Below are 13,410 nucleotides of genomic sequence, written 5' to 3'. Positions count from 1 at the left end.
CAAAGCTCCAATTCGGGGGTCGACGCACACCCACACCGAAGGGGGATCGGTCAGGCGCACGCAAGCACCGACAGGCGCTCAAACAAAGGGGGAAAAAGGTCCTCCGGCACGCGGGGCCCTAGGGGGCCGCTTCGCATCGCCGGGACCATGTGTAACGACCACCGGCCCACCATCATTCCCGGGCCACACCCACCACCTGCGGCGGTGGTCTTCCTCGGTCGCTCAGGCATGTCCAACGACCGAACGGGGCGGATCATTCCGCGCCCCGCACACCCACCACAGCGGGCGGTCTACCTCGGTCGTCCAGGGAGGTCCAACGACCACCGGCCCGCCACCATTCCGGGCCACCCGGCACCACCGGTGCGGCAGGCCATCTTCCTCGGTCGTTCACCCGTCCACAACGCCCCCGACCCGCCACTCATTCCACCCCGAGCCCCCGACCGCCCCGCAATCTTGGTCCGAAACCGCCCACCCAGCGGCGCAATCGCACCAAGATCCCCGGCCAACACCCCCTGCACCAGCGGCGGAACCCGACACCGGGCACAGCCGGGCGGTGTCCGCCCACGACGAGTGTGGCCCGCCGACCCGGCCCAGGGATCAAGCCCGACACCCAACCCCGAACTCAGCGATCAAACCCACCCAAACACCCGAACCCTGCACAGAACCCCACCTACCCCACAGCCCACATACTTGATCATGAGGTTAGCGGTGTATTTGATCGCCAATATTGCCGCTAACCTCATGATCAACCGGAAGCGGCGGGGCGCGGGAGCGCGGGGGGCGGGGATGGGTTAGGCGGCTGGCCAGTCTTGGGAGGCCATACGTGGCGAGACCGCCCCCGGAGGGGCGGCCTCGAGCCAGGAGAGAAACCCGGTGACGGTGGATCGTGCCATGGCGATCTCGACCGGGGCATGTCGACTGGTACAGCGGAGAATGATCCAGTCGGCGGGCATGGACATTCGTTCCTGCCCCTCGGGCAGCCGCCGTCGTTCGACCGTCAACCCTTCGCGGGAGAGCACGCGCTTGGGGCGTACGGCGAAACTGAACATCCGGTACCAGCGGAGTTCGTCGCCGACGAAGCGGCCGAAACCGGGCGACCAGCCGCGGCCGTCGAGCATCGTGGAGGTCCGGACGCTGAGCCGGATGATGCCTCCGCTACGGGTGACCAGAGCCCGCCGGATGAAGAGGAAAAGGATCGCGCCGAGGATCACGGCGACGCCGATTCCGACCCCTTCGACGATCTCCATCGGCGGGTCGGCTCAGTTGCCCGAAGCGGCGGCGGCCGGAGTGGCGGTCTCGGCCAGTACGGTCACGCCCTGCTCGCTGACCGAGAGGAAGCCGCCCGCCACGTCGTAGCTGAGCTGCTCACCCCCGGGGAGCTTGATGCGTACCTGGCCGGGCTCGGCGAGCTGGCCGAGCAGGGGCGCGTGCCCCGGCAGCACACCCAGCTCACCCTCGGTCGTCCGGGCCATGACCATCTCGGCCTTGCCCGACCAAACCTTTTCCTCGACGGCCACGAGCTGGACGTTAAGCTGCTCTGCCACGCTGTCTCCTTGCTGAGGCGGCGGATTGGGGAAATTCTAGTCGCGCCCGGGACCTGTTCTTCAGGCGGGTGCCAAGACCTGCGCCACGATCAGCTCCTGCTCACCAGCTTCGGATGTTCGAGGAGGAACGGGTCCAGCAGTTCCCGCTCCAGCGCTACGAAGAAGTCGTCCACCTCGGGGGTGAACCGCTCACCGAGGTACTTGCCGTTCTCCTTGATGCCGCCGCCCGGCAGCTTGATCATCTGGATGTTGCCGGGACGGATGTCCTTGAGGGCGAGGGCGAAGTCGACCACGCTGTGCCCCCGGCCGCTGAAGATCAGCGACTCGCCGGCCGCGCGGAGAACCTTGTCCAGCTTGACCGGGTTGGTCACCACGTCGGCGCTGAGGGCCTGGCCGGCCATCGCCTTGACGAACTGCTGCTGGTGCCGCTGCCGGCCGTAGTCGCCGTCGGGGACGCCGTTCTCCGGGTACCGCTGGCGGACGTAGTCCAGCGCCTGCCAACCGCTCAGGTGCTGCTTGCCCTTCGGGTAGACCGCCTGCGGCCCGACGTAGCCCTCGCCGTTGGGGTTGCCCTGGCGGTGCTTGCCGTTCGGCTCCCGGTGCTCCGAGCGGACCTCCCGCTCGATGTTCATCGTGACGCCGCCCATGGCGTCGACGATCTTCTGGAAGCCGGAGAAGTTGATGATCGCGCCCGCGTCGAACCGCTTGATGCCGGTGACCCGCTGCACGGTGATGGCGAGCAGCTCGAAGCCCTTCGCCGCGTCGGGCTTCCCACCGGGCACCCGGCTGCCGTACGACATCGCGGCGTTCAGCTTGGTGGTGTCACCGGGGAAGTCGGCCTTCTCGAACGGCGGGATCTCCACGTAGAGGTCGCGCGGCAGGGAGAAGAGGTACGCGCGGTCCATCTCCTTCGGCACGTGCAGGACCATGATCGCGTCGGACAGCGGCGGGGTGTCCTTGTCGCGGGGGTCGATGCCGACCAGCAGGATGTTGAGCGGGCCCTTGATGTCGCTCTTGGGAGTGCCTCCGGCCGCCTGGTCACCGAAGAGGTCAGCCTTGCCGATCGCTCCCTCGTAGCGGGCCATCAGCGCCTCGGCGCCCACCAGGCTCGTCCCGCTGAGCACCATCAGGACAACACCGAAGATGGTGCAGAGCTGCGCCCAGCGGGGCACGCCCCGCCACACCGACGAGCGCCCACCACGCTTGCCGCGTCTGCCGGCCTTACCCACAAGCATCTCCGTTCGTCGCGCCCCCCGGAGGAAGTACGGGCGCGCGGGGCCGAATGGTTTAACCAATCAACGCTCATCGGCGCATGAGCGTGGCTGTGCGATGCCCGACGACATGCACCGGACCGTGCCTCGACACGGCGCGGGTTGCCTTCCTGGGCATCGCACTGACGGTATCTCGCAGTCGGCGTGATCGCCGAGCGCGGGAAACCGGGCAGCGGCGATGGTACGTCGCGAAGATGAACAGAAGGCCGCCCCGGGGTTACCGGGGCGGCCTTCTTTCTTCAGCTCTCTTGGTGCGAGGTGCGAAAGGTCAGCCCTTCATCAGCTCGGCGGCCTTCTTCTCCAGGTCGTCGAGCCCACCGCACATGAAGAACGCCTGCTCGGGGAAGTGGTCGTACTCGCCCTCGCTGATCTTGCGGAAGGCCTCGATGGTCTCCTTGATCGGAACCGTCGAGCCCGGAACGCCGGTGAACTGCTCCGCCGCGTAGGTGTTCTGCGACAGGAAGCGCTCGATCCGCCGGGCCCGCTGGACCGTGATCTTGTCTTCCTCGGAGAGTTCCTCGATACCGAGGATGGCGATGATGTCCTGCAGGTCCTTGTAGCGCTGGAGGATCCGCTTCACCTCGCTGGCCACCTGGAAGTGCTCCTGGCCGACGAACTCGGGGGCCAGAATCCGCGACGAGGAGGCCAGCGGGTCCACCGCCGGGTAGATGCCCTTGTCGGAGATCGACCGCTCCAGGTTGGTGGTCGCGTCCAGGTGGGCGAACGTGGTGGCCGGAGCCGGGTCGGTGTAGTCGTCCGCCGGCACGTAGATCGCCTGCATCGAGGTGATGGCCTGGCCCCGGACGGAGGTGATCCGCTCCTGGAGCTCACCCATCTCGTCGGCCAGGGTCGGCTGGTAACCCACCGCGCTGGGCATCCGGCCCAGCAGGGTGGAGACCTCGGAACCGGCCTGGGTGAAGCGGAAGATGTTGTCGATGAAGAGCAGCACCTCCTGCTTCTTCACGTCACGGAAGTACTCCGCCATGGTCAGCGCGGAGAGTGCGACCCGCAGCCGGGTGCCCGGCGGCTCGTCCATCTGGCCGTAGACCAGGGCGGTCTTGTCGATGACGCCGGAGTCGGTCATCTCGTGGATGAGGTCGTTGCCCTCACGGGTGCGCTCACCCACGCCGGCGAAGACCGAGGTACCACCGAAGTTGCGGGCAACCCGGGTGATCATCTCCTGGATGAGCACGGTCTTGCCCACACCGGCACCGCCGAACAGGCCGATCTTGCCGCCCTTCACGTACGGGGCGAGCAGGTCGATGACCTTGATGCCGGTCTCCAGCATCTCGGTCTTCGGCTCCAGGTCCGCGAAGGCCGGGGCCTTGCGGTGGATGCCCCAGTGGTCGTCGGCCTGGATGGTCTCGCCCTCGGTGAGGTTGAGGCACTCGCCGATGGCGTTGAAGACGTGGCCCTTGACCGCGTCGCCAACCGGCACCCGGATCGGGAAGCCGGTGTCCCGCACGTCGGCACCGCGCACCAGGCCGTCGGTCGGCTGCATCGAGATGGCGCGGATCAGGTTGTCACCCAGGTGCTGGGCGACCTCCAGGGTCAGCGTCTTCTCGCCGCCGGACAGGGTCACGTCCACGTGCAGCGCGTTGAACAGGGCCGGCATGGCGTCGCGCGGGAACTCGGCGTCGACGACCGGGCCGATGACCCGGACCACGCGACCGGTGGCCGTCTTGGTCTCGGCTGGTCCTCCAGCAGCGGTGGAAACAGTCATCACACTTCACTTCCCGACGCGGCCAGCGCGTTCGCGCCGCCGACGATCTCGCTGATCTCCTGGGTGATCCCGGCCTGGCGGGCCGAGTTCATCTCACGCGTGTACTTGTCGATCATCTCTTCGGCGTTGTCGGTGGCGCTCTTCATCGCCCGCCGCCGGGCTGCCGACTCGCTGGCCGCCGACTCCAGCAACGCCGCGTAGATCCGCGTGTTGATGTACTTCGGCAGCAGCGCGTCGAGCAGCGCCTCCGCGTCCGGCTCGAACTCGTACGCCGGTAGGACGCCCTCCGACCGGGGCCGCTCCTCGATCTGCAACGGGCCGATGATCCGGGTGATCGGGTTCTGGGTCATCAGGGACTTGAACTCGGTGTAGACGATGTGCAACTCGTCCACCCCGCGTACCCCGTCCGGGCCCGGATCGCCGTCGCTGTCGTCCGCACCGGCGGTGAACGCCTTGATCAGGGTGTCACCGACCTCGCGGGCGTCGGCGAAGGACGGCTGCTCCGAGAAGCCCGTCCAGCTGGCCTCGATCGGCCGGTTACGGAACCGGTAGAACGACACGCCCTTGCGTCCGATGACGTAGAGCACCGGCTCCTTGCCGTCGGCGCGCAGCCGGGCGATCAACGACTCCGCCGTCCGGATGGCGTTGGAGCTGTAGCCGCCGGCCAGTCCTCGGTCGGCGGTCACCAGCAGTACGCCCGCCCGCCGCACCCGCTCGCGCGGGGTGAGCAGCGGGTGGTCGACCGAGGCGTTCGACGCCAGCGCGGTGAGCACGCCGGTGACGGCCTGGGCGTACGGCAGGGACGCCTCCACCCGTGCCTGGGCCTTGGCGATCCGGCTCGTCGCAACGAGCTCCATCGCCTTGGTGATCTTCTTCATCCCCTTCGCCGAGCGGATCCGTTGACGAAGAACACGTACCTGCGCCGCCATGGCCCGGCCCTACTGCTTCTCGGCCGCAGCCTCGCCGCTGTAGCGGGTGACCGTCTCGTGCTCGGCCTCGCCCTCCAGCGGCGCCGCCGGCGCCTCGTTGATCGTGCGCTCGTCCTCACGGCCGAGGAAGCCCTGCTTGAACTCCGCGACGGCCGAATCGAGGGTGGCGATGATCTCGTCGTCCCACTTGTTGTCGGCGATCGCCTGGAGCGTGGCGTTGTGCTTGCGCCGCAGGTGCTCCAGGAACTGGGTCTCGAAGCGCCGCACGTCGCCGACCGGGACGTCGTCCAGCTTGCCCTCGGTGCCGGCCCAGACGGCCACCACCTCCTCCTGCACCGGGTACGGCGAGTAGTTCGGCTGCTTGAGCAGCTCCACCAGGCGGGCACCGCGGTCGAGCTGGGCGCGGGAGGCCTTGTCCAGGTCGGAGGCGAAGGCGGCGAACGCCTCCAGCTCACGGAACTGGGCCAGGTTCAGTCGCAGCGAACCGGCGACCTTGCGCATCGGCTTCACCTGGGCGGCACCGCCGACCCGGGAGACCGAGGTACCGACGTTGATCGCCGGCCGGACGCCCTGGTTGAACAGGTCGGTCTCCAGGAAGATCTGACCGTCGGTGATCGAGATGACGTTGGTCGGGATGAAGGCCGAGATGTCGTTGGCCTTCGTCTCGATGATCGGCAGGCCGGTCATCGAGCCGCCACCCATCTCGTCGGAGAGCTTCGCGCAGCGCTCCAGCAACCGGGAGTGCAGGTAGAAGACGTCGCCCGGGTACGCCTCGCGGCCCGGCGGACGGCGCAGCAGCAGCGACACGGCCCGGTACGCCTCGGCCTGCTTGCTCAGGTCGTCGAAGACGATCAGGACGTGCTTGCCGCCGTACATCCAGTGCTGGCCGATGGACGAGCCGGTGTACGGGGCGAGGTACTTGAAGCCGGCCGGGTCCGACGCCGGGGAGGCGACGATGGTGGTGTACTCCATCGCGCCCGCCTCCTCCAGCTGCCCCTTGATCGAGGCGATGGTGGAGGCCTTCTGGCCGATGGCGACGTAGATGCAGCGGACCTGCTTCTTCGGGTCGCCGGAGGCCCAGTTCTCCCGCTGGTTGAGGATGGCGTCCAGGGCGACCGTGGTCTTGCCGGTCTTCCGGTCACCGATGATCAGCTGTCGCTGGCCCCGGCCGATCGGGGTCATCGCGTCGATGGCCTTGATGCCGGTCTGGAGCGGCTCGAAGACCGACTGCCGGGCCATCACGTTCGGAGCCTGCAGCTCCAGCTCGCGGTAGCCCTCGTCGACGATCTCACCGAGGCCGTCGATCGGCTGGCCGAGCGCGTTTACCACGCGGCCCAGGAAGGCGTCGCCCACCGGCACCGAGAGCACCCGGTTGGTGCGCTTGACGCGCTGCCCCTCCTCAAGCCCGGAGTAGTCGCCGAGGACGACGACACCGATCTCCCGGACGTCGAGGTTCAGCGCCACGCCGAGCGTGCCGTCCTCGAACTCCAGCAGCTCGTTGGTCATGGTCGAGGGCAGGCCCTCGACGTGGGCGATGCCGTCGCCGGTGTCGGCGACGGTGCCGACCTCCTCACGGGAGACGTCGGGCGAGTAGGAGGAGACGTAGCGCTCCAGGGCGCCGCGGATCTCCTCCGTCGAGATGGTCAGCTCGGCCATCCTCTGCTTCCTTAAGTATCAGGGGCCCGGGATACCTAGTACCGACCGGTCCTCGGGTCGACTGTCTTTCCGGGCGCTTCGCGGGGTGCTGGTCAGCGCTTCGCGAGCGCGTTGCGGGTCTCGTTGAGGCGGCGCAGGATCGTCCCGTCGTAGAGGTCCGAACCCACCCGTACGCTCACTCCACCGAGGATCGTCGGGTCAACCGTAAGCTTGACAGCAACCTGTCGATCGTATATGGCGGATAGCCGATCGCCCAGCCGCCGCTCCTCCTCCTCGGTGAGCAGTGCAGCGACCGTCACGTACGCGACCTGCCGGTCCCGCCGCTCCGCCGCCAACTCCACCAGCCGGGACAGCGCGGCGGTGAACGACCGGCCACCGAAGCCGGCAAGCGCCGCCTCCGCCAGCCGCAACGTCACCGGCCGGGCCTTGCCCGTCAGGAGCATCCCGACCAGCTCGGCCCGCTGCGCCACCGGCGCCATCGGGTCGGACAGGGCGTTTGACAGCTGCGGGTCCGCGGCGACCACCTGGCCGAAGCGGAACAGCTCGTCCTCCACCTCGCCCAGCTCATCGGCGCGGTCCGCGCTGGCGAGCAGCGCCTGCACGCCGAGGCTCTCCGCGCCGTCGAGCAGCTCCGACGGCGCGGACCAGCGGCCCGCGACAAGCGTCCCGAGCAGGTCGAGCGTGTCCGCGCCGACCTTGCCGGAGAGCACCGAGTTCAGCAACTCCGTGCGGTCCGCACCCGAGCGGGCCGGGTCGGAGAGCGCCCGGCGCAGCCGAACCTCCCGCCGCAGCAGGTCCGCAACGGAGAGCAGCTCCGCACCGGTGCCGGCCACGGTCGACGGCTCGGTACCGGCGACGTGCCCCTCCAGCCGCGCGAGCGCGGCGGCGTAGGACTCCCGGCTGGCGGCCTGCATCAGCGGGCCCCCGCGCTCTCGAGGTCGGTGAGGAACCGCTCGACGGTGCCCTTGCGACGGGCCTCGTCGGCGAGCGACTCGCCCACGATCCGGCTGGCCAGGTCGACCGCGAGGCCGCCGACCTCCGCGCGCAGCTCGCGCACGATGGTCTGGCGTTCCACGGCCAGCGACTCCCGGCCGGCGGCGATGATCCGGTCGGACTCCTCCCGGGCCTTGGCCAGGATTTCCGTTCGGATCGACTCGGCGTCGGCGCGGGCGTCGTCCCGGATCCGGGCCGCCTCGGTACGCACCTCGGCGAGCTGGGCCCGGTACTGCTCGAGCAGCTGGTTGGCCTCGGCCTGTGCGGCCTCGGCACGCTTGAGGCCGCCCTCGATCGCGTCGACCCGCGCCTGGTACATCGCCTCCATGCGCGGCATCACGAACTTCAGCAGCACGAAGCAGAGCAGGGCGAAGGCGATCGTCCCGACGACGAGCTCCTGCCAGATCGGCACGAGCGGGTGGTGCTCTACACCTTCAGCGGCGACATACATGTCAGACCTCCGGGTCGCGTCGGGCTACGTCAGACTGCGAACGCGAGCACCAGGCCGAACAGGGCGAGCGCCTCGACCAGCGCGAAGCCCAGGACCAGCCAGGTGCGGTTGTAGCCGGCGGACTCCGGCTGGCGGGCGCTGGCCTGGATGTAGGCCGCGAAGACCAGGGCGACACCGATGCCGGGGCCGATGGCGGCGAGGCCGTAGCCGATGGTGTTGACGTTGCCCTCGATGGCGGCAATAACGTCCATTGCGGGTATTCCTCCTAGTAGAGGCGTGAGTTCTCACGCGTACGCGGTCGTACCGGAAGCTTGGTCGGGCCGGGCGGCCCGCCGAGGTCTGTGGATCAGTGCCCGTCGGCGAGCGACGTGCCGATGTAGTTGGCGGTCAGGGTGACGAAGACGTAGGCCTGCAGCAGCGCGACGAGCACCTCGAAGAAGGCCATCAGGATCGCCATCAGGAACGAGAAGATCGACGTCGCCTGAATGAAGACGTTGTCCGAGGCCAGCATCACGAAGCCGCCGACGGTGAAGACCAGCAGGATCAGGTGCCCGGCGAACATGTTGGCGAAGAGTCGTACCGCCAGCGTGACCGGCCGGTTGATGAAGTTCTGTAGGAACTCGATCGGGATCAGCAGGACGTGCATCGGCCACGGCACACCCGGGATGATCAGGCTCTGCTTGAGGTAGCGGCCCAGGCCCTGCTTGCGGACACCGATGTAGAGGTACATCACGTAGGTGATCGCGGCCAGCACGATCGGGAAGGCGATGTGCGAGTTCGGCGAGATCTGCAACCCGGGGGTGACGCCGAAGAGGTTTGTCACCGCGATGAAGCAGAACAGCACGGTGAAGTAGGGCGCGAACCGGATGCCGTCCTTGCCCATCTGCTCGCGGGCGATGTTGTCCCGGACCAGGCCGTAGATCGACTCCGCGTACCACTGGCTCTTGCTCGGCACCAGCTTCGGGTTCCGGTAGCTGGCCATGAAGAAGATGATCAGAATCCCGACGGCCAGCCAGACCATCAGCGTGAACTTCGTGACCCACGGACCGGCGAGGTCCGGCGGGTAGAAGTCTCCGACGCTGGGGGGCCAGGGAAGGCCCTCTGCGGCGACAAGCTGTCCGCTCACCGTGTCATCCTCCGCACTCGACAGACCCGCGCGTGCCGGCACTCAGGCACTGAGCCTCTTCATGATCAGGTAGATCGCTCCGGCTGCGCCGAGCATCATGCCGACGGCGATTCCGACGCCGGTCGGCAGGCCCAGGAACTCCCCCGCCAACCAGCCGAGGAATCCCCACACCACGATGCCGGCGAGCAGGTAGCCGAGGACGGCTCCGGCGACACCTTCCGACGAGTGTTCGTCGGGGCTTCTGCGGTGGGGGTTGTCGGCCATGACGTCGCGAACACTATCAGCCGGGTGTTTCGCGAGTGTGCGGCACCCCCCACACTGCGAGCAGCGTGCGGGCGGCGGGTGCGGCGCATCAAGCCGGGGTCAGCCTACTCCTGTCCGACCAGCCGGACAGGCCCACGAAACGCCCGGGAAACGGCAGCCGTACGGTCAGTGATCCGACGAACGGTCCACGCTGGGCAGCGGCGAGCGCAACGCCCAGGTCAGGTGGGCTCCGGTCCACACCACCACGGCCGCGATGATGGCCACGCCCAGGTCGGGCAGACCTGGCCAACCGGTGGCCGCCACGGCCGCCATCGCCACCCCCAGAATGACGATCTTCGTAGCGTAGGTGACCAGCCCCACGGACATGATCAGTCGCGGGTGGACCGCGTCCGCCCAGGCCACCGAGAGACCCGAGATCAGGTAGCTGACGATCACCAGGGCGATGCCGGCGGCCACCCCTGCCGCACCGGTCGGGCCGCGCAGCACGGCGGCCGCCGGCACCGCGACCACGGCCAGCACGGCACAGGCGAGCAGTGGCAGGCGCAGGTACGGCAGCCGGGCCCGGATGGCACCGGGTTCTCCCGCCCGGGGAACGCTCGTCGACGGCACGCCGGGCTCGCCGGCCCGGGGCGCGCTCATCGGGGGTACGCCGGGAACTCGGTGGCCAGTTCGGCCACCTCAGCGGCGATCCGGGCCAGCTTGTCGACGCCACCCGGCGCGGACGGGTCGGTCCGCACCGCCCGGGCGATCAGCTCGGCGACCTGCCGCATCTGCGCCTGCCCCATGCCCTGGGTGGTGACGCTGGGCGTGCCCACCCGAATCCCCGAGGCCACCATCGGCTTCTGCGGGTCGTACGGGATCGCGTTCTTGTTCAACGTGATGGTCGCCGCGTCGCACCGCGCCTCCGCCTCGGCGCCGGTGACCCCGGACTCCCGCAGGTCGATCAGGGCCAGGTGGGTGTCGGTGCCGCCGGAGATCGGCCGCATCCCCTCGGCGGCCAGCCCGTCGGCGAGCGCCCGCGCGTTGGCCACCACCTGCGCGGCGTAACTGCGGTACGCCGGTTGCGCCGCCTCGTGCAGCGCGACCGCCTTGGCTGCCACGGCGTGCATCAGCGGGCCGCCCTGGGTGAACGGGAAGACCGCCTTGTCGATCCGCTCGGCCAGCGACTCCCGGCAGAGGATCATGCCGCCACGCGGGCCGCGCAGCACCTTGTGGGTGGTCGCGCAGATCACGTCGGCGTACGGCACCGGCGACGGGATCGCCTGCCCGGCGACCAGCCCGATGAAGTGCGCGGCGTCCACCATCAGGTACGCGCCGACCTCGTCGGCGATCTCCCGGAACCGGGCGAAGTCGATCAGCCGTGGATAGGCGGTCGCCCCACATATGATCATCTTCGGCTGGTGGGTACGGGCGAGATCCCGTACCTCGTCGTAGTCGATCAGCTCGGTGTCCTGCCGGACGGTGTAGCCGACGGGCTTGAACCACCGGCCGGAGAAGTTCACCCGGCTGCCGTGGGTCAGGTGCCCGCCGTGCGGCAACTCCATCGCCAGCACGGTGTCACCCGGCTGCACCAGGGCGGCGTACGCGGCCAGGTTGGCGCTCGCGCCGGAGTGCGGCTGGAGGTTGGCGTGCTCGGCGCCGAAGAGGTCCTTCGCCCGGGTGATGCCGAGTTCCTCGGCCCGGTCCACCTGAGCGCAGCCGCCGTAGTAGCGCCGGCCTGGATAGCCCTCGGCGTACTTGTTGGTAAGCGTGGAGCCCAGCGCGGCCAGCACCGCCGGGGAGGTGAGGTTCTCGCTGGCGATCAGTTGCAGGCCACCGCGCAGCCGGTCGAGTTCGCCGAGCACCACCTCCGCGATCTCCGGGTCGGTCGTGCTGAGCTGCTCGAAATCCGGCCCCCAGAAGGTGCCCTCGGCGGTCTCCACAGCGCCAGAGTCTATGAGACCGCAGACTGGAGGCGTGAGATGCCTGGTGAGCGGCGCGACGGGATACATCGGTGGGCGGCTTGCGCCACGCCTGCTGGCGGAGGGACACACGGTGCGCTGCCTGGCGCGGCGGGCCAGCCGGTTGCGCGATGTGCCGTGGGCCCCGCAGGTCGAGGTGGTCGAGGGTGACCTGAGCCGGCCGGAGAGCCTGGCCGGAATCTTCGACGGCGTCGACGTGGCCTACTACCTGGTGCACTCGCTCGGCCAGGCCGGCTTCGAGGCCGCCGACCGGCAGGCCGCGACAACCTTCGCCGAGGCCGCCCGTGCCGCCGGCGTACGCCGGATCGTCTACCTGGGCGGGCCGGAGCCGGCGGCCGGCGACGAGCGTTCATCGGCGCACCTGCGCTCCCGCACGGAGGTGGGCCGGATCCTGCTGGACAGCGGCGTGCCAACGGTGGTGCTGCGGGCAGCCGTGATCATCGGTTCCGGCTCGGCGTCGTTCGAGATGCTGCGCTACCTGACCGAGCGACTGCCGGTGATGGTCACCCCGCGCTGGGTCGCCAACCGGATCCAGCCGATCGCGGTCCGCGACGTGCTGCGCTACCTGGTCGGCTGCGCGGGGCTGCCGCCGGAGGTCAACCGGGCCTTCGACATCGCCGGTCCGGACGTGCTCACCTTCGGCGACATGATGCAGCGCTACGCCCGGGTGGCCGGGCTCTCTCGCCGGCTCCTGCTACCGGTACGGCCGTTGACGCCGACGCTGTCTTCGTACTGGGTGGGACTGGTCACCCCGGTGCCGAACGCGCTCGCCCGGCCACTGGTGGAGAGCCTGGTACACGAGGCGGTCGCGCACGAGCACGACATCGCGGCGTACCTGCCAGACCCGCCGGGCGGGCTCACCGGTTTCGACCAGGCCGTCGAGCTGGCGCTGGCCAAGGTACGCGACGCCCAGGTGGAGACCCGCTGGTCGAACGCGGCCGGTGCGGACGCACCCGCCGAGCCGTTGCCCAGCGATCCGCACTGGAGTGGCGGCACCGCCTACACCGACCTCCGGGAGCAGACGGTGGCGGCGCCCCCGGAGGCGTTGTGGCAGGTGATCGAGGGGGTCGGCGGAGAGAACGGCTGGTACTCGTTCCCGCTCGCCTGGTCCGTACGCGGCTGGTTGGATCGGCTGGTCGGCGGGGTGGGGCTGCGGCGGGGTCGGCGTCACCCACACCAGCTGCGGGTCGGCGAGGCCCTGGACTTCTGGCGAGTGGAGGAAATCGTCCCCGGCGAACTGCTGCGGCTACGCGCCGAGATGCGGCTGCCCGGCCGGGCCTGGCTGGAGATGCGGGTGCAACGCGACGACGCGGGAAAGGTCAGCTACCGGCAGCGCGCGGTGTTCCTGCCCCGAGGGCTGGTCGGGCACGCGTACTGGGCTGCGGTGACACCGTTCCACGCCGTGGTCTTCGGCGGGATGGCCCGCAACATCGCCGAGGGCGCCGAGCGGTTCGCGGCAACCACCCCGACCCGCTGACCGGGCGCCGGCTGG

At 69.3% G+C, this 13,410-nt stretch carries 14 protein-coding genes; 1 reads left to right on the top strand and 13 read right to left on the bottom strand.

What is annotated here, in order from left to right; genetic code table 11:
- Positions 1–791: 791 nt before the first annotated feature.
- From ACFY2A_RS23510 to glyA, 13 genes are all read right to left on the bottom strand, one after another.
- Positions 792–1,247, bottom strand: coding sequence for a DUF2550 domain-containing protein (locus ACFY2A_RS23510; RefSeq protein ID WP_099850119.1), 456 nt, complete (start codon positions 1,245–1,247; stop codon positions 792–794).
- Positions 1,248–1,259: 12 nt separating this feature from the next.
- Positions 1,260–1,544, bottom strand: coding sequence for a F0F1 ATP synthase subunit epsilon (locus ACFY2A_RS23505; RefSeq protein ID WP_363922965.1), 285 nt, complete (start codon positions 1,542–1,544; stop codon positions 1,260–1,262).
- 89 nt (positions 1,545–1,633) lie between these two features.
- Entirely contained in the window at positions 1,634–2,779 is a 1,146-nt protein-coding gene (locus ACFY2A_RS23500) for an LCP family protein (RefSeq protein ID WP_363922963.1), read from the bottom strand.
- Positions 2,780–3,083: 304 nt separating this feature from the next.
- Entirely contained in the window at positions 3,084–4,538 is a 1,455-nt protein-coding gene (gene atpD, locus ACFY2A_RS23495) for a F0F1 ATP synthase subunit beta (RefSeq protein WP_363922961.1), read from the bottom strand.
- Positions 4,538–5,467: a F0F1 ATP synthase subunit gamma gene (locus ACFY2A_RS23490; RefSeq protein ID WP_363922959.1), complete on the bottom strand. Its 930-nt coding sequence runs from the start codon at positions 5,465–5,467 to the stop codon at positions 4,538–4,540. Before ACFY2A_RS23490 ends, atpD begins: the two co-directional genes overlap by 1 nt.
- A gap of 9 nt (positions 5,468–5,476) precedes the next feature.
- Positions 5,477–7,123, bottom strand: a complete 1,647-nt coding sequence (gene atpA, locus ACFY2A_RS23485; protein ID WP_363922957.1) for a F0F1 ATP synthase subunit alpha — start codon at positions 7,121–7,123, stop codon at positions 5,477–5,479.
- Positions 7,124–7,215: 92 nt separating this feature from the next.
- On the bottom strand, positions 7,216–8,037 hold the full coding sequence (locus tag ACFY2A_RS23480) for a F0F1 ATP synthase subunit delta (RefSeq protein ID WP_387174586.1): 822 nt from the start codon (positions 8,035–8,037) through the stop codon (positions 7,216–7,218).
- On the bottom strand, positions 8,037–8,567 hold the full coding sequence (locus ACFY2A_RS23475; protein WP_099850104.1) for a F0F1 ATP synthase subunit B: 531 nt from the start codon (positions 8,565–8,567) through the stop codon (positions 8,037–8,039). Before ACFY2A_RS23475 ends, ACFY2A_RS23480 begins: the two co-directional genes overlap by 1 nt.
- Positions 8,568–8,596: 29 nt before the next feature.
- Positions 8,597–8,818, bottom strand: coding sequence for an ATP synthase F0 subunit C (atpE, locus tag ACFY2A_RS23470; protein WP_092377903.1), 222 nt, complete (start codon positions 8,816–8,818; stop codon positions 8,597–8,599).
- A 95-nt stretch (positions 8,819–8,913) separates the two neighbouring features.
- A complete protein-coding gene (atpB, locus tag ACFY2A_RS23465; RefSeq protein ID WP_387174583.1) occupies positions 8,914–9,735 on the bottom strand; it encodes a F0F1 ATP synthase subunit A in 822 nt (273 codons plus the stop codon).
- A complete protein-coding gene (locus tag ACFY2A_RS23460; RefSeq protein WP_093405421.1) occupies positions 9,736–9,957 on the bottom strand; it encodes a hypothetical protein in 222 nt (73 codons plus the stop codon).
- Between the two features lie 165 nt (positions 9,958–10,122).
- Positions 10,123–10,596 (bottom strand): hypothetical protein, encoded by a 474-nt coding sequence (locus ACFY2A_RS23455; RefSeq protein ID WP_363922951.1) that lies wholly within the window; start codon positions 10,594–10,596, stop codon positions 10,123–10,125.
- A complete protein-coding gene (gene glyA, locus ACFY2A_RS23450) occupies positions 10,593–11,879 on the bottom strand; it encodes a serine hydroxymethyltransferase (RefSeq protein WP_387174581.1) in 1,287 nt (428 codons plus the stop codon). Before glyA ends, ACFY2A_RS23455 begins: the two co-directional genes overlap by 4 nt.
- Before the next feature lie 34 nt (positions 11,880–11,913).
- Between glyA and ACFY2A_RS23445 the strand changes: the two genes are divergently transcribed.
- On the top strand, positions 11,914–13,395 hold the full coding sequence (locus tag ACFY2A_RS23445; RefSeq protein WP_387174579.1) for an SDR family oxidoreductase: 1,482 nt from the start codon (positions 11,914–11,916) through the stop codon (positions 13,393–13,395).
- Positions 13,396–13,410: the final 15 nt, after the last annotated feature.

Source organism: Micromonospora sp. NPDC000442, from assembly GCF_042898635.1.
GTDB lineage: Bacteria > Actinomycetota > Actinomycetes > Mycobacteriales > Micromonosporaceae > Micromonospora.
Note: the sequence above shows the minus strand (reverse complement) of the source record. Positions and strands in the feature narration are given on the sequence as shown.